This is a genomic window from Nostoc sp. NMS9 (assembly GCF_017114995.1).
In the GTDB taxonomy this organism is placed as follows: Bacteria; Cyanobacteriota; Cyanobacteriia; order Cyanobacteriales; family Nostocaceae; genus Nostoc.
Window position 1 is genome coordinate 1 of the sequence record NZ_JABXKL010000060.1, and the last position, 17283, is coordinate 17283.

At 38.0% G+C, this 17283-nt stretch carries 16 protein-coding genes; 11 read left to right on the forward strand and 5 right to left on the reverse strand.

Features of this window, described 5'->3' with window-relative positions:
• The first annotated feature begins 55 nt into the window (after positions 1–55).
• Together HWQ40_RS17925 and HWQ40_RS17930 are read left to right on the forward strand one after the other, a co-directional pair.
• Positions 56–280: a type II toxin-antitoxin system ParD family antitoxin gene (locus HWQ40_RS17925; RefSeq protein WP_292780174.1), complete on the forward strand. Its 225-nt coding sequence runs from the start codon at positions 56–58 to the stop codon at positions 278–280.
• A 3-nt stretch (positions 281–283) separates the two neighbouring features.
• Positions 284–496, forward strand: a complete 213-nt coding sequence (locus HWQ40_RS17930) for a type II toxin-antitoxin system RelE/ParE family toxin (RefSeq protein ID WP_292780029.1) — start codon at positions 284–286, stop codon at positions 494–496.
• 261 nt (positions 497–757) lie between these two features.
• Here the strand turns inward: HWQ40_RS17930 and HWQ40_RS17935 are convergent, their stop codons facing one another.
• Both HWQ40_RS17935 and HWQ40_RS17940 read right to left on the reverse strand, forming a co-directional pair.
• Positions 758–1459: an acyltransferase gene (locus HWQ40_RS17935; RefSeq protein WP_292780031.1), complete on the reverse strand. Its 702-nt coding sequence runs from the start codon at positions 1457–1459 to the stop codon at positions 758–760.
• Positions 1460–2128: 669 nt separating this feature from the next.
• Positions 2129–2257, reverse strand: coding sequence for a hypothetical protein (locus HWQ40_RS17940; RefSeq protein WP_256091202.1), 129 nt, complete (start codon positions 2255–2257; stop codon positions 2129–2131).
• 618 nt (positions 2258–2875) lie between these two features.
• On the opposite strand from HWQ40_RS17940, the gene HWQ40_RS17945 reads away from it, so the two are divergent.
• Positions 2876–3199, forward strand: a complete 324-nt coding sequence (locus HWQ40_RS17945; protein WP_292780032.1) for a hypothetical protein — start codon at positions 2876–2878, stop codon at positions 3197–3199.
• A gap of 10 nt (positions 3200–3209) precedes the next feature.
• Here the strand turns inward: HWQ40_RS17945 and HWQ40_RS17950 are convergent, their stop codons facing one another.
• Positions 3210–3551: a hypothetical protein gene (locus HWQ40_RS17950; RefSeq protein WP_292780033.1), complete on the reverse strand. Its 342-nt coding sequence runs from the start codon at positions 3549–3551 to the stop codon at positions 3210–3212.
• Positions 3552–3946: 395 nt separating this feature from the next.
• Between HWQ40_RS17950 and glgP the strand changes: the two genes are divergently transcribed.
• Positions 3947–6511, forward strand: coding sequence for an alpha-glucan family phosphorylase (glgP, locus tag HWQ40_RS17955; RefSeq protein WP_292780034.1), 2565 nt, complete (start codon positions 3947–3949; stop codon positions 6509–6511).
• 69 nt (positions 6512–6580) lie between these two features.
• On the opposite strand, the gene HWQ40_RS17960 is transcribed toward glgP, so the two are convergent.
• Both HWQ40_RS17960 and HWQ40_RS17965 read right to left on the reverse strand, forming a co-directional pair.
• Positions 6581–7048, reverse strand: coding sequence for a DUF29 domain-containing protein (locus tag HWQ40_RS17960; protein ID WP_292780035.1), 468 nt, complete (start codon positions 7046–7048; stop codon positions 6581–6583).
• Positions 7049–7162: 114 nt separating this feature from the next.
• Positions 7163–7918 (reverse strand): DUF429 domain-containing protein, encoded by a 756-nt coding sequence (locus HWQ40_RS17965; protein ID WP_292780176.1) that lies wholly within the window; start codon positions 7916–7918, stop codon positions 7163–7165.
• 152 nt (positions 7919–8070) lie between these two features.
• Here HWQ40_RS17965 and HWQ40_RS17970 point away from each other — a divergent pair, with 152 nt between their 5' ends.
• From HWQ40_RS17970 to HWQ40_RS18000, 7 genes are all read left to right on the forward strand, one after another.
• Positions 8071–9330 carry a glycosyltransferase family 4 protein gene (locus HWQ40_RS17970; RefSeq protein WP_292780036.1) on the forward strand — a complete coding sequence of 420 codons (1260 nt, stop codon included), beginning with the start codon at positions 8071–8073 and terminating at the stop codon, positions 9328–9330.
• A 172-nt stretch (positions 9331–9502) separates the two neighbouring features.
• A complete protein-coding gene (locus HWQ40_RS17975) occupies positions 9503–10369 on the forward strand; it encodes a calcium-binding protein (RefSeq protein ID WP_292780037.1) in 867 nt (288 codons plus the stop codon).
• 1504 nt (positions 10370–11873) lie between these two features.
• A complete protein-coding gene (locus HWQ40_RS17980) occupies positions 11874–13529 on the forward strand; it encodes a hypothetical protein (protein ID WP_292780039.1) in 1656 nt (551 codons plus the stop codon).
• Positions 13530–13643: 114 nt separating this feature from the next.
• Positions 13644–14624: a glycosyltransferase family 2 protein gene (locus HWQ40_RS17985; protein ID WP_292780041.1), complete on the forward strand. Its 981-nt coding sequence runs from the start codon at positions 13644–13646 to the stop codon at positions 14622–14624.
• 275 nt (positions 14625–14899) lie between these two features.
• Positions 14900–15187, forward strand: coding sequence for an EamA family transporter (locus HWQ40_RS17990; RefSeq protein ID WP_292780042.1), 288 nt, complete (start codon positions 14900–14902; stop codon positions 15185–15187).
• Positions 15188–15219: 32 nt separating this feature from the next.
• Positions 15220–16347 carry a dTDP-4-amino-4,6-dideoxygalactose transaminase gene (gene rffA, locus HWQ40_RS17995; RefSeq protein WP_292780044.1) on the forward strand — a complete coding sequence of 376 codons (1128 nt, stop codon included), beginning with the start codon at positions 15220–15222 and terminating at the stop codon, positions 16345–16347.
• Between the two features lie 171 nt (positions 16348–16518).
• Positions 16519–17262 carry a WbqC family protein gene (locus HWQ40_RS18000; protein WP_292780046.1) on the forward strand — a complete coding sequence of 248 codons (744 nt, stop codon included), beginning with the start codon at positions 16519–16521 and terminating at the stop codon, positions 17260–17262.
• The last annotated feature ends 21 nt before the right edge of the window (positions 17263–17283 follow it).

Consider the following 17283-nt stretch of genomic DNA (forward strand, 5'->3'; position numbering starts at 1 on the left):
GGGTTTTCTTTTTTTATTCTTTTATTCAGAATAACCGGAAAGTGACAGAAGAGGGATATATCAATCGCAAAGTGAGGTCATCCGTGACGGATTAAGGCTTCTGAAGGAACGTGAAGACATACGCAAACTTAGACTACAGGAGTTGTGCCGTGAGGTTCAACGAGGAATAAATCAAATATCGCAGGGAGAATTTACTACTTACGCTTCTTCAGATGAACTTGCGGATGAAATTAAGGCGACGGGACGGCTGCGGCAGAATTATACACAAGATAAGCACTAAAAAATGAAGCAGTTACGAGTTACGAATGAAGCCAAAGCCGACCTGATTGAGATTTGGTTATACGTCTCCCAAAACAATGAAAGCGCAGCAGATGTCCTGATTAGCAAAATCACCGGGAAATTTGACGAACTTCTGGCTAATCCAGGGATGGGCAGAGAACGTATAGATATTGCGCCTCTTGTCCGCAGTTTCCCGGTAAACAGTGACATAGAATGATACTTGCTTGATAATTCCTTCTATTAAGTTTGAGCTTCCAAGATCCGTCCTATACTTCTTGGTGATAATGTCTACCCTACGGTTATTGATAACGTACAAGATGTCAGTTGTCTGACTTGTAGATGCCCTTAAGAAAGTAACTCAGAGACGTTTACCCTTGTGACGTTGACTGATGGCAAAGATTTCCCAAAAAAAGCAACAGGTTACAGGGGATAGTTACTATTCCCCATGCCCCATACCCAATCCCCAATCCCTAATACCCTATTTCTCAACTTGAAGCTTTGCTATATCTTTGCCAATTCGGTTTTTGATTACTTGTGCAGGTATGCCGACAGCAACGGAAAAAGGAGGAATATCTCTATTAACAACTGCTCCCGCACCAATAACACTGCCTTTGCCGATAGTAACGCCATCTAATACTGTTACTCCATGTCCTAGCCAACAATCATCCTCAATCACAATTCCCTTGCGAGTAACACCTTGGTATTTAATCAGCTCCATCGGATCGGCAAAATTATGATTATTGGCATATATCCCTGAATGGGCAGCAATCAAGCAGTGTTTACCAATTTTAATGTCTCCTGGCCCCTCAATAGACACATTGGGAGCAATGAAGGTGTCTTCATCAATATGTATACACGTATCTTCCAAAGACCCGATATCAACGTTACGCTCAATTGCCACTCTATTTCCTACATGAATTCTATTATTTTTGTGTCCTCTCGCATCCATTCGCACACCCTTAAAAATATAGACTCCTGCGCTGATCTCAATACAAGAAGTACCGTTAAATTCAACACCATTTTGAATATACACGGGGCTATCTATCTGGGCAAAAATACTACGATATCCTAAATTACGCAACTTTGGGCCAAGAAGAAGTGTTGGAATATCTCCTAACACTGTAGTTACTAAAAGTTCTTGCACGCGCTGCAATTTGGAAAAATATTGCTCGTTCTGCATGGCTACATATCTCTTTAATCAATTGTTGTTGACAGTGTTTCAAGTTGTTTTGGCTGTATCCTAATCTTCTGCCAATACCAATAGGCTCTGTGTGTATTAATACATGAGCTAAGGTAGCAGTATCAACCAAAATTCCCCAAGATTTTTAGATGGTTTTCCAACATTTGAAAAACCAAAGTCTGGCTTTGACTATGCAAGCAATTCTTGAGGCTGGGTGTGTAGAATTGCTCAAGTAATATGCACAGTTGTGTTAAGTCGCTAGCAGCTTTTGTACTATATGTACGTAAAACTTTGGCTTCTTTTTCACAAAATCAATTAACAAAACAATTTCAGTGCATTGCTGGGTCAAAAGTTAGACTCTTAAATTGTCTGATGGAAAATTTGCTGGTTTAGATAAGCTACTGTTTTGGTTCTCTGGCAAATTTGAAAAGCTCGCTTGCTACCGCTAACAGCACTCCTAAAGCAAATACGGATAGTGTTGTTTGTCTTGAGGCTATTTCCTCTCAAGCGGTTTTAGTTTTTTGAAACAATTCAGTTTCACAAGCTATTTTGCAACAAAAAATACATTTAACTAGACTATATTCAAAGTTTAGATAAAATTTTTGCCTAGCATAACAATGTAATTATTGTTGGATTTTTTCTGGGTGTTTTTGCCCAAATAAAATCCAATTAGGGTGGATTATCTCCCACATCAGCCATCACATTGAAGTTAACCATCGGTGCAAACAAGTAAGCGCTTCCCCGACTGCTATGACGGCTTTCTTGCAACGAATTTCTAGAGTATGCTGCTCCAATCATGTTGCACACGGATGATTTACAGACTAGCCAATTCACGTTTGTAATGACATGAATGGTTTTTAATAACAATTGTTTTTAACGATAACATATTTTATTTTTAGTGGAACACTCTCATGAAATAAGTTTATTTCCAGGTTTATTGTTGATGATAATGGTGGAAATAAGTTAACTTTTTTACTAGAGCGATGCCTAGGGTGGGCAAAGCCCATGCTACTCTAAAATGTTTTTATACACTTAGATAGCATCCATTAATGAGGGAGATTTAAAAATGTTGTAAGTAGGTATTGGCATTTTGGTCTATATTCCTATCCTTACTATTTTATAATTGGTTTCTAATTGGGCGTTAAACTCAGAATGATATCTACTATAGTTGTGACACCCTCTTCGTTAAAAAGCCAAAGTAGCTGAAAATTTTTCTCTTCCCTATTACTTGTATCTAAAAATTTATAAATCACCCATTCGGGTGAGCCAAGCGGGTGATGCGTGCTTGGTACTACTCGTTATAAATTTTATTTAAAGAAAGCTAAAAGTAGCTTAGTTTCGAGGATAAATCTACAAAAAAACATCTAATTTCCCAAATTGAGGTATCGGTTTTAACTCACACACTTGGTTCAAATTATGGCTTTAATTAAAGAAATTGTACAAGAAGCTCTAACTATCGGCTATCTGAGTGTTGTAGCCGAAGATCAACTGCGATCGCAACTTCAAAGTAATTATGATTCAGAAGACCTAGATGCCTGGATCATTTTACAACGAGCTATTGCAGCAGGTGATGTCAAACAAGAGTCGCGCCGAAAAAAAGCTTCCCCCTCTCCTAAAGCTAAGGACACTTCATCAAGTATCAAACTTGCTTATCAAATGGCAGCGGAACTCGCTTATGCAGCAGCTATAGCTCTGACAATGACAAAAAATACTAAAGATCAGCCTTCACTAGGTGCATAAAATAACACCTTTAAAAGTTATTTTCCTGATTTAGTGCAAATATTTCATACCAAGTAGTTAGCGTAGGCGTAGCCCCCACTTCTCTACGAGACGCTGCGCTTTGACTACGCTCAGTGACCACGCGAACGGCAAAGCTACTTCGACTGCGCTCAGTACAAGTCAGTGACCACCGCAGGCATCGCTTTATCTTGATTAACTGCTTGGTAGCGCTTTCATCCGATTCTTTATGGGGTTTCCCTTCTGCCTCCTGGCTTGAAAGTGCTGTTAGCGGTAGCGGGGCGTTGAGCCAGTGCTGAGTAAAAATCCCAGTCTTTAGAAGATTTTCATGCAAGGCTTTTGAAACTCGTTTCATTGGGACTGCCTTCTTTGACAGCGCAATTTTATTAAAAAATAATTAAAAAATTTCACTTTACTGGACACAGCTATGGGGAATTTTTACCCTCAGCCCAAACTCTCGATTGATCCCCGGAAGCAATACTAAAATAAATATAAATTATTTATTCAAAACTAGATTTTTTTTAATGATACATGCCAGTAAATGATTAAATCTTAATATACCAAGTACATGGCTCAGAGTAAGGCATAGAATTAGAAACACCTTGGTGTAAACTTTAGCAACGAGGTTAAAAATAATTCTCAATGCTTAACAAAGTCATCGCTTTTTCACAAACTACAGTATAAAGAATTGGCAACATTGGTAAAGAGAATAAACAATAACCATAGCTAAACTTGGAGTTTTGCCAACCTATGCAGCCAATTCGCACATTTAACGTATCCCCTTCACTACCGCCGCGACTCGAACCACTACGGCGGCTGGCATATAACTTGCACTGGGATTGGAACGTTGATACCAAAGATTTATTCCGTCGCTTAGACTCTGACCTGTGGGAGTCTAGTCATCATAACCCAGTGTTAATGTTGGGTACAATCTCTCAATCGCGACTTCTGGAAGTTGTCGAAGATGAAGGCTTTTTAGCGCAAATGGATCGAGCTGACCGTCAGTTAGACGATTATTTGCAAGAGCGCACCTGGTATCAGAAACAACGGGAGCAAAAACCCAAAGAATGCTACGCCTATTTTTCGGCGGAATTTGGACTTGTAGATTGTTTGCCCGTCTATTCTGGAGGCTTGGGTGTTCTGGCGGGGGATCACCTCAAATCTGCCAGTGACTTGGGTTTACCGCTTGTAGGTGTAGGTTTGCTCTATCAGCAAGGCTACTTTGCCCAGTATCTCAATGCCGATGGTTGGCAGCAAGAACGCTACCTGCTCAACGATTTCTATAATATGCCCTTGCATCTAGAGCGCAATGCCGATGGTTCTGAACTGCGGATTGCAGTAGATTATCCAGGACGCAAGGTATATGCCAGAGTTTGGCGCGTACAGGTAGGAACGGTTCCCTTGTATCTGATGGATACCAACATTGAACCGAACAACACTTACGACCACGACATCACAGATCAGCTGTATGGTGGCGATATCGATATGCGTATCCACCAGGAAATTATGCTGGGGATCGGTGGTGTGCAAATGCTCAAAGCTTTGGGGCTGAAAGTTACTGCTTACCACATGAATGAAGGCCACGCTGCCTTCTCTGCCTTAGAACGCATCCGCTTGCTGATTCAAGAAGAGGGACTGAATTATGTCCAAGCTAAACAAGTGGTAGCTTCCAGCAATATCTTTACCACCCACACGCCAGTACCGGCAGGAATTGACTTGTTCGCTCCCGACAAAATGCTGCACTACCTGGGATATTATGCAGAGATATTTGGGCTGCCCAAAGAGCAATTTTTAGGGCTGGGGCGCGAGAATACAGGCGATTTATCTGGGCCTTTCAGTATGGCGGTGCTGGCGCTGAAAATGGCAACATTTTCTAACGGTGTCGCACAATTGCATGGTGTGGTGTCGCGTCAAATGTTCCAGGGCTTATGGAAGAATGTGCCAGTGGAGGAAGTGCCGATCGCAGCAATTACTAATGGTGTCCATGCTCGGAGTTGTGTGGCCAAATCGACTCAAGAATTGTACGATCGCTACCTCGGCCCAAATTGGTCATCAGCACCACCAGATAGCCCATTGTGGGAGCGAATGGACGCCATACCCGATGAAGAATTGTGGCGCAATCACGAACGCTGCCGCTTAGATATGATTTTGTATGTGCGGGAGCATTTGGTCAAGCATTTGACCGATCGCGGCGCTTCCGCCTCCGAAATTGTCCAAGCTCAAGAAGTTTTAGATCCTTACGCTTTCACCATTGGCTTTGCCCGTCGCTTTGCCACCTACAAACGCGCTACCCTCTGGATGCGCGATTTGGATCGCATTAAGCGGCTTCTGCTGGCTAACAAAGACCGGAAAGTGCAATTTGTGATTGCTGGTAAGGCACATCCCAAGGATATCCCCGGTAAAGAACTGATCCGCGAGATCAATCACTTTATCCGCGAACAGCATTTAGAAAAACAGGTAGTGTTTGTTCCCAACTACGACATTCACATCTCCCGGTTGATGGTTGCGGGTTGCGATATCTGGTTAAATACACCGCGTCGTCCACGGGAAGCCTCTGGTACTAGTGGCATGAAAGCCGCAATGAATGGATTGCCAAATTTAAGTGTGCTAGATGGCTGGTGGGATGAAGCTGATTACGTCCGCACAGGCTGGGCGATTGGACATGGAGAGAATTACGACGATCCTAACTACCAAGATGAAGTAGAAGCAAATGCTCTCTACGAGTTGTTAGAGAAGGAAGTTGTACCGCTATTTTATGAACATCGGGATACTGATGGTTTGCCGCGTCCGTGGGTTGCCAAAATGAAGGATGCAATTCGGTTGAATTGTCCATTCTTTAATACAGCGCGGATGGTAGGAGAATATGCCCAAAGGGCTTATTTCCCAGCTAGCGATCGCTATCATACCCTGACTGTTGATAACTATGCCCCAGCGAAAGAACTAGCCGCTTGGAAAGAAAAACTGAGCGAACACTGGTTCAATATCAGAATCAAAGATGTTAACGTATCGGCAGCTTCAGACATTGAGGTTAACCAAACCGTTGCTGTCAAAGCTAAGGTTGACTTGGCAACTTTGACCAATGATGATGTGCAGGTGGAGTTATATCAAGGTGCGATCGATGCCAATGGTGAGATTGTCAATGCTGTGCCAGTGGTGATGGATTACCAAGGCGAAGATGGACAGCAATTGAGTATTTACACTGGTAATATCATCTATACCGCTTCTGGTTTACAAGGCTTGTCCTTGCGTGTATTGCCGAAAAATCAAAATCTGGCTAATCCCTATGAACCAAGGTTAATTGCTTGGGCAGAATAAGAGTGCTGAGTAGTTATTGAATACTCAAGATTAGGCGTTGCTGATTTAAGTTTAGCAACGCCTTTTATATTAAATATTTTCAGGTAGATAATTAATATCTAGTAGCTGTTCTAAGGTATAAGTACAATATTGAGGCAAGTTATCTAATTTTCCCTCAGTTTTCTCAATTACATATCCTAAAGCATCATCATAAATTGATGCTAATTCCTTTTCTAAGTATTGATATAAATTCGTTGTCAAATTACGTTTTAATTGATTCCTGAAACTTCTAATTTCTGCTTTCCTATGTCCATAATTATATTGAAATTCTTCTGTCCAATATTGCAGTAATAAAAAATGTCTAATAATTTGTTCTAATAAACTAGCAACCTTGGCTTTGTCTCTACGACCCAAATTTTCTAGCTCCTCAATTAAGTTTTCTAAATCTAATTCTTCTAAATGGTTAGCTTTTAATAGCTTGATTGTTTCCTCTAACCAAAGATGATCGTCAATTTCATAAAGCTCTTTTAAACTTAAGTTAGAACTAACTCCTTGCATAAAACCTCCTCGATTTCAATCTTACCAGATTACAAAAATATGAAACCTGATTTTAGCTAAATGACTTGTCAACTGTATCAGTCCTAACGCTAAAACCTATTCCTTTTCCTTTCCTTATAACACTCTTTGGGGGACGATAATGTAGCCAGTAGTATGATCGCCTAATACTAAGTTACGTTCTTCTCCCCAATACCACCAATAAGCTGCAATATAAGCGCAAATTAAGCTATCTAGTTTATCTTCAACTGCTTTGAGGGTTGCGCCTGTGGTGGGGATTTCAAGAAGAAACGTAGACGCACCAGCCGCTTCCCGTAGGCTACCACCAAGGCGCAGAGGAGGAGAGAAGGAGGGGAGGATATCGAGAAGATAATTTTGGAGTTTAATTAGTTCTAGGCGGCGCTCACTGAGGCGTCCTTTTTTGTATTTGAGGATGCGTTCTAAGTTGAATAGGTTAACGATTGCTGGGTGGGGGAAGACTTCTATTTGATATCTGCTGAGTTTTTGCGGTTCGATGGTGGGGGCGTGTGCAAAACCGCGTGATTCTAATTCTAAGCCAAAGTTGATGGTGCGATCTGCAAAGGGTAGGTTTTGATTAGCTGGGTAGCATCCCGCATGATATTTGCCAAAGTATTTGTGGCTGAGTTTGTCGGGGAGGCGACTCCCGTTAGCGTTGGGTATCAGGGTAGGTGCATCTACGGCAATGACGGCTGGTTCGTTTGGTTGTACGCTCTGATCAATCCAGGTGAGAATGTCTGCAATGGCTTCTTTGCGATCTAAATCAAGTAGTTGCAGTTGTTCATCTATCCATTCTAAACAGCATAGTCCACTTGGTTGCGATCGCCAGCCTAAATCAATGCCAAGAAATTTCATGGTCATAACACGAATTTGCGATTATTTTCGCATTTTCGGGCAACCATTTATCTAAATTTACTTGCTAAAAGTTGTGAGAAATAATCTTATAATCTTAAGCAGCTTGTCTTAATTTATTTTATCGTCGCAATAAGTTAATCAAGATTATTCCAATGAAAATTTTATTTTTACATCCCAATTTTCCCTCACAATTTCGCAACCTAGCGACAGTTTTAGGTAAAGATCCTAATTGCCAAGTCGTCTTTGGGACAAATCGTCAGGAAGGGGAAATACCTGGCGTTTTTAAAGCTATTTATACTCCTTCTCGTGAAGCGGCGCCTCAAACTCACCACTACGTTCGCAACCTGGAAAATGCTGTTCTCACCGCACAGGCTCTCTATCGCGTGGCAGAAAAATTAAAGGCTGAGGGTTTCGTTCCAAATATAGTTTATGGTCATTCTGGTTGGGGGCCAACTTTATTTATGAAAGATGTTTTCCCCAAAGCAGAATTATTGTGTTATTTCGAGTGGTTTTACCATGCTCATGGTTCGGATGCAGATTTTGATCCCAACGATCCACTGACTGCTGATGATGAATGCCGCATCCGCGTGAAAAATGCACCGATTTTAACTGATTTATATAGCTGCGATCGCGGTCTTTCTCCGACAAATTGGCAGCGTCAGCAATTTCCTAAAGAATATCATAGCAAACTCACTGTAATTCATGATGGTATTGATACCAAATATTTTGTTCCCAAACCAGGCGCAAAGTTAGTTTTACCAAGAATAAATCTGGATCTTTCTCATGTGGAAGAGTTGGTAACTTATGTAGGACGAGGAATGGAACCTTATAGAGGTTTTCCGCAGTTTATGGAAACGGTAGCGCTAATTCAGCAGCGACGACCTAAGTGCCATGTAGTAGTCGTGGGAGAAGATCGGGTTGCTTATGGTAAAAATCTCCCCGATGGTCAGACTTATAAACAATTAATGCTAGAAAAATTATCTTTGGATTTATCGAGGCTGCATTTTACAGATAGGCTTCCTTACAATGAGTACCTTCAGGTTTTGCAAGCTTCTTCTGCCCATGTTTATTTAACCCGTCCTTTTGTATTATCTTGGTCAATGTTAGAAGTAATGGCAGCAGGATGTTTACTAATAGCTTCTAAGACTTCGCCAGTCTTGGAGGTCGTACAGGATGGGGTGAATGGACTGCTGGTAGATTTCTTTTCTCCCCAGAATATTGCTAATAGGATTGAAGAAGCGCTGAATCATCCTCAAGAAATGAAAGCAATTCGTGCGAATGCGCGAGAGACAATTCTGAAGCGTTATGATTTGGCGAAACTGTTACCACAGCATTTGCAATGGATGTTTGGTGGGAAAAATTCTGATAGTTTAAAAAAGCGTCCAAGTTCTAAAGGATTTCGCAGAAATTAGATGACATTGGTCATTGGTCATTGGTCATCAGCCTCTTCCATAAATATTTTTTTTCACGCCAAAGTGTGAAGAAAAGCCTGAAAATAACGACTTTTGCAAGAACTATAGGAATCATTAGTATTGACAAATGACAAATGATAAATGACAAATAAATACAAAACCGATATTTAAAATGCGAATTATTTTTACTATTGCTCATTTTTTCAAACCTAGTAATGAAGGTCGTCATGCTTCCCAACGCAAAGACCCGCAACCCCGCTTGGAGGCGTTAACTAAAAATATTACCGCTTTACACCAATTATTTGGCAAATCTCAAAGTATTATCAACATTGCTCAACGACTAGCTTTTCCTGTTAATCAGCCGCAGTCTCACGAACTAGATATTGTTATTTGTACAACTAAAGATAATCATCTTCTGAATCAGCTTCCTTTACCATCCCATTTATATAGACATCATTCTAGCAATGCAGAACCTCTACTTTTGGGGTTTGAGTGCCAAGCTGTTCTGCAAAGTTGTCTCGGTCAGTATGATTATTACTGCTTTCTTGAAGATGACTTAATTATCCATGACCCTTGGTTTTTTATAAAATTAAACTGGTTTACCCAACAAGCCGGTGACTTAAACTTGCTCCAGCCACATCGTTATGAAGTCTCTCTCCACGGTTTGGTTCACAAAGCTTATATTGATGGTGATTTGGCTTTACGAGTAACTGCTCCCTTTCAAAATATCCAGGAGCAACAGGAACTAAAGGGTACAATTCTGAATATACCAATTACCTTTATTCGTGCCCTTAACCCTCATGCAGGCTGCTACTTTTTGAATGCAAATCAGATGGCTCACTGGGCTAATCAAACTTATTTTATTGATCGGGATATTAGCTTTGTTGGGCCTTTAGAAAGTGCTGCCACCTTGGGAATTATGAAGACATTTCGGATTTACAAAACCTCGGCTGAGCAAGCAAGTTTTTTGGAGATTCAGCACTTTGGAACTGGGTTTCTGAGGCTAATTGGAGGACAAGTGGGTTTAGCAGAAAGGTAAATCGAGTTTAAGAGGATGTTTGAAAAGTCCTCTTCTCGGTATCAAAAGTTTTAGATCCTTCTAAATCTCCTTTACAAAGGGAGACTTTGATTCCGGTTCCCCCCTTAAAAAGGGCAGGGCTGTTTCATTCCATTTCAAACCGGATTTGTCAAGATGGTTAGCGAGAAAATTGTAAGGAAGGGTGACGATGAGATGAACTTTTAAGCACTTAAACAACAGTAAAATAGTTCATTTTATCGGCACGCTGGTAACAAAATAACCAATTTTTAATTGCTAGAACCCTTGATTTTTAAAGCTCGTTGGGGAATGAAACAGCCCTGCTTATAAAGGGGGGTTAGGGGGAATCTAAAAGTACCTAAAATCACAGCGAAAAACTTTTCAAACAACCTCTAAAAGTTTGCCTGAATGATTATCGTTAACTCAATTGCAAACGGCTAGAGGCGTACATAATTCTTCGCTGCTGGACAGAACAATCTCTATCTAGGTGGGAAACTCTCCTGACAAGTTGGCTTTGGCTGAATGAATTAGAGAATCCCACAGATTAAAACTGTGGGAGCGTCAACTAATTGGAGTTTAATTTGCATTTACCAAATACTTGCCACATTTAGCAACAGAGTATTAGAAGGATTTTGACACAATATCATAGCCTGCTGTGAAAATTTTGCTAGATTATTGCAACTTATTTTCATTTAAATTCAATTAGATTATCAAGAATAAGTGGCTTTAACAATAGCTTGTCCATAGTAATTTACTATCAAGACGATATAAATTATAAGATAAGATTATATAAGTTCTATATTTAGATAGATCACATTCACTGCAAGGTTTTCCGAATCTCTCTGGAGAGAGTAATAAAAGAGGGTTAAGTAAGTTGGCGCAAAAAAACCAAACTAAGTAAAGATATGCTTGCTGGGCTGCATTTACTGATGGATGGACTCCGCAGACGAGTCAACTGTATTAAATTAACAACTGTGGAGAATAATAACCTTGGTTCATGATTGTGATACTTTATACTTTATTTGTCCATTTTTTCAATTTGAAACATTAAATTATAATTTAAACATCTATCAAAAGTAATAAATAGTTTAAAGTACTTAAAATTGATAGCTGCTAAAATTATTGATAAGTATTCTCTATTAATTTTGGCTTGCTAAATTATATAGATTTGCATTATTGTTAAGCGCATAAGTGAGAATAAACCAAATTACAAAAATCGCTGGTAGTAAGCGCTTACTACAAGCCTTTAATTATTTATGCTTAAGTAGACAAGCATTAAAAGATAGTAAAAACCTTGCCATCATTCGTAATAATTTGAATTCAGCCTGAATTTAAGGATGAAACTATACTTCATCCCTGGAGTGCGATCGCTTCGCTTATTTAGAATTTTCTCAATGTTTTAGTCAATATTGAACATTTAATTCTGCCAACACAGAGTCTACTTTAGCAGTCACTGAATTTTCGTGGCAAGAATGCGTAGTTAGTGAAAATTAAGGAATATATAAACATGACGACTACTGACGTAATTTCTAACCAATACAAACAAAAGTTTGAATTGATCAATTTTAGAAATGGTATAGTTTTTGATTTGTCAGTATTGCTAATTTGCTGCTTAAGTTTGGGATTTAGCTGGATTGAATCAATTCTTAGTTCTGATAGTGTGCATTGGGGAGTAATGTATGTACAAGCTCTCGATCTAAAAAGAGGTTTAATTCCTTATAAAGAAACATTAACTGATTATGGAATTATGACAAGTTTGATTCAGAGCTTTTCTTTAACTCTATTGGGAGAAAGGCTCATATCTATAGGTCTAGCGACTGGTATATTTTATTCATTCAATCTTTTTTTATCATTTCAAATATTTTTAAAGTTTTTGCCTAAATATGCAGCCTTTTTTTCGACTTTTTTAATATTTCTTTTAAGTGGATATATTACATTTCCCTGGTCAAATTACTACTCTCATACATTTTTTATATTATCTATATTAATGCTTTTTAGTAAAAATAACAAGAAAAATGTGTTTTTATCTGGACTCTTATTAGGATTTTCTTTGCTATGTAGATACTCATTAATTCAAGCTATATTGCCTCCCTTTGTATTATTTTTTAGTTCCGAAATTATTTTTCAAAAAAATACTAAGAAAACTACTGCCTCAAGAGTTTTATTTTTTAGTTTGGGGTTTATATTTCCAATCTTGTTATTTTTCTTATTTTTATTCTCTAATAGTCTTCTGGATGACTTTTGGATTCAGAATCAAATCGCAAAGTCAGAAATTGTAGGAAAAGCAACAATTTTAAATCTTCTGCAAGACCTATTCCAATCGATGTTTATTACATTTGGAGACGATATACATGACTCTAGAATAATTTTCTTTACAATCATCTTTTGTTGGAATTTGATCACACTATTTTATTTTTTAAATAAATTGCTTTTTAAGAAAAAATTAGCTCAAGATGAAGCTATTGTAATGCAACTTTGTGTAATTACTCTTTTTGGATACTTAAGTGGAATTAGCTCATATGATTTTCTGAGATTAATCGCTGGTAGTTCATCCCTCGGCGTTGGAGTCATTATTTATTCCGTTATTCAAATATCTCAACGGCTTGGTCGCAAGATTAAAATAATTATACTTTTGCCATTAATTTCTATTTGTTTTATTTGGGCAAGTAGTCTTATATTTTCAGCCTCAGCAACAAGCGCTGCTTATATTCCTTGGAGATTAGATATGTTGATGGGTAAAGGAGTTATTTCGACAGAAATTAGTATTTTTAGAGGAAAGATTTTAAGCCCAAAATACTATGAATTTTATCGAGAAATATATCAAAAAATATCAAAATATCAAAATTCACATTACATAGTAAATTATACGCAAGACTCTGTTGCTATGGTAATTAATAATTTACCAAAAGTTCAAATCTCATCATATTATACGCCCTTAATCGAACAAGCATACCCTGAAGAAACAAAAAAAATTCACCAAATAATTAATACAAAAAAGGCAGTCATACTTTCAGAGAAAGATCTTCACCTACCTGGCTACAAAGTTATTTTTAGTAAGACTTGGTTATCTGGTGATGTGCAATGGTTAGGTAATCGCAGTTGGTTAGGTGAGAACGGTTCGGATAGACTACACATTAGTGTTCCAGAAAAAGATGAAATTTAGCTTATCTGCCAGCCCATATATACAGATGCTTCACTACACTTCGGGAACAGTATGACAACAAATACATCCTTTAGATACTGTCTGCAAAAATGAAAAATTACAGAGGACTTAACATTGGCTTATATTTCTGTTGTCATTCCTGTCTATAAAGCTGAAGGTTGTTTACATGAGCTTTATCAAAGATTAAAAGCCTCTATTGAAATTATTTCTGAAGACTTTGAGATAATTTTAGTTGAGGATTGTGGAGGCGATCGCTCCTGGGAAATCATAGTAGAATTAGCTAAAAAAGATCCGCGAGTTAAAGGGATTCAATTGAGTCGCAACTTTGGGCAACACTATGGTATTACAGCTGGCTTAGATCACTGTAATGCAGAGTGGGTTGTAGTTATGGACTGTGACTTGCAGGAGCGTCCTGAAGAAATTCCTCGTTTATATGCTAAAGCACAAGAAGGCTACGATATAGTATTGACTAGGAGAGGTAAGCGAAAAGACCTTATTCTTAAGCGCTTTACTTCCTGGCTATTCTATAAAATTTTCAACTATCTAGCAGATATTAATTACGATGGGCAAGTTGGAAACCTTCGTATTCTTTCTAGGAAAGTTGTACACAGTTTTTGTCTCCTACGTGAACAACTAAGAGCTTTTAGTGTTCTGATAAACTGGATGGGTTTTGCTACTGCTAGTATTGACGTTCAACATGATAGTCGTCTGACAGGAAAAAGTACATACACTTTTGGTAAGCTGTGGAAACTGGCAAGCGAAGTTGTAATTGCTTATTCTGATAAACCTCTCAGATTATCAATAAAGCTTGGTTTTCTAATATCTTTTCTGGCTTTTACATACGGTATTTATATTTTTATTAACGCATTATTTTACGGTTCGACGGTTACAGGTTGGAGTAGCCTGATTATTTCTTTGTATTTTCTCTGTGGAATTATTATCGCTCTTTTAGGAATCATCGGTGTTTATTTGAATAAAACTTTTAATGAGACTAAAAGAAGACCTCTTTACTTAATTAGAAATTTTACATACGGACTATCAACATCATATGATTATGTGAATAGTACAGAAATTAATAGTAATTTAGATATCTGATTGTTCTGAGTGCAATACTTGAATAAATAGTTGTTTAATCGCTCATATTTACAAGGTGCATCAATAGCAACAACATTAATTTCAGTTAACAACACTTCTGTTCTAAATTTATATTCAAGAATAGGATTTAAATCCAAAAATACTTCAGTTACTTTCCACTTTTAGATTATTTAAAATAGGCAAATTAAATAATTATGATGTATCATTTCTATATATTTATTACAATTTTTTTTACGGTTTATGGACAAATTGTTATTAAATGGCAGATCAATTTGTTGGCAGCAATTCCAAGTGAGATGATTGAAAAAATATACTTTTTTTTGGGTTTTATAATCAACCCTTGGATATTGAGTGCTTTTTTTGCTGCTTTTTTAGCTTCTCTTTCATGGATGGCTGCTTTAACTAAATTTACCCTTAGTTATGCATACCCATTTATGAGTTTGACATTTATTTTGGTAACTTTTATGAGTTCTATCCTTTTCAAAGAAGCGATCACAATATCAAAAACTATAAGTCTGGGATTAATTATTGCAGCTTTAATTATCGGTACTCGATCTAACTAAGAAATTATAAGATAATTCCTGTAATTCACCTAATGAACATACCTTTTAATAAGCCATTCGCTACATCTAAAGAAATTGACTATATTCAGCAAGCAATTACTAAGGGTCATCTTTCTGGAAACGGTGATTTTACCAAAAAAAGTCATGCTTGGTTAGAATCAAAAATTGGTTGCTGTAAGGCACTATTAACTCATTCTTGCACAGCAGCATTAGAGATGGCAGCTATCCTTGCAGATATCCAGCCTGGAGATGAGGTAATTATGCCGTCCTATACTTTTGTATCTACTGCTAATGCCTTCGTTTTACGTGGTGGTGTCCCAGCATTTGTCGATATTCGTCCAGATACACTAAATATTGATGAATCTAAAATTGAGGCGGCAATCACTTGCAAAACAAAAGCGATAGTACCAGTACATTATGCTGGAGTAGGCTGTGAAATGGACGAAATTATCAAAATTGCCCAACATTACCAGTTATTAATTATTGAGGATGCAGCACAAGGGGTAGATGCAACTTACAAAGGGCGATCGCTAGGAAGTATTGGACATTTGGCAGCTGTCAGCTTCCATGAAACGAAGAATCTGATTTGTGGTGAAGGCGGTGCCTTGTTAGTTAACCATCCAGAATTAATTGAACGCAGTGAGATTGTCTGGGAAAAAGGCACTAACCGCAACCAGTTTTTCCGAGAATTGGTAGACAAATACACTTGGGTAGATATTGGTTCATCCTACTTACCTAGTGAGATAAATGCAGCTTTTCTGTGGGCACAAATGGAAGCAATAGAGACTATCACCCAGAAAAGAATGGATATCTGGCAGCAATACCATCAAGCTTTTGCCGATTTAGAAACTCAAGGTAAGGTGCGTCGTCCCATTATCCCTATAGAATGTCGGCATAATGCTCACATGTATTATTTACTCTTACCAAACCTCGAAAGCCGTAATACTTTGATTGAAAAATTGCAGATTTTTGGTATAAATTCTGTCTTCCATTATGTTCCTTTGCATAGTTCCCCAGCTGGCATAAAGTATGGTTGTACTTATGGCTCTATGACTATCACTAATTTATTTAGTGATCGCTTAGTCAGGCTACCACTGTGGGTTGGATTGAATCAAGTATCCGAAATCATTGACATAGTGTATAGAATACTAAGTCATTAAAACTTAATTATTTTTACATTAATAGTTTGTAACTATTCAGGTCAAAAAAATGAGAAGTCTAATTTATTTAAATCCAACCTATCATAACATAGCCATAATACTCACCTATGGAAAAGGCTTCCACTTTGATTTTTGAAAAAGATTACGAGACAATACGGAGCTGAAACGGCAATGACAAAACAAACTTTAAACGCCAATAAAAACCCTACTATAGCAAAGCGTGTAGGCATAATTCAATCCAGTTACATTCCTTGGAGAGGGTATTTTGATTTTATTGACAGTGTAGATTTATTTGTGATCTACGATGATGTTCAATACTCTAAGGGGAGTTGGCGCAATCGCAATCAAGTTAAGACTAAGACAAGTCTTAAGTGGTTAACAGTTCCAGTAATAACCAAGATGGGGCTGACAATCGATCAAGTTTTAATCGCAACAGATAAACATTGGCAAGATACTCACTATCGTTTGCTCCACGAGTCTTTAGGATCTGCGCCTTTTTTTATGGATATGATCCAGATTTGGGAAGCAGGAATTGCCGCAGAAGATATCACAATTAGCCAACTTAATATCCGGCTAATTAAACTTATCTGCTCCTACTTGCAAATTAGCACTCCTATAGTAATGTCTCATGATTATATTATTTCTGGCAAGAAAACTGAAAGATTAATTCAGTTACTCCAGATCTTAGGAGCAACAGTTTACCTATCAGGGCCAACTGCTCAGGGGTATCTAGATGAAAATATGTTCCGTGAGCATGGTATCCTCCTAGAATATAAAAATTATGATTATGACCCCTATCCACAGCTTTGGGGTGATTTTTTTGGCGCTGTTTCAGTGCTTGATCTGATTGCCAATATGGGGCAAGATGCTAGACATTTATTGAAAAGTAAAACTCCTAATATTATTGTCGTTTAAATCATAATTAATTAAGATAGA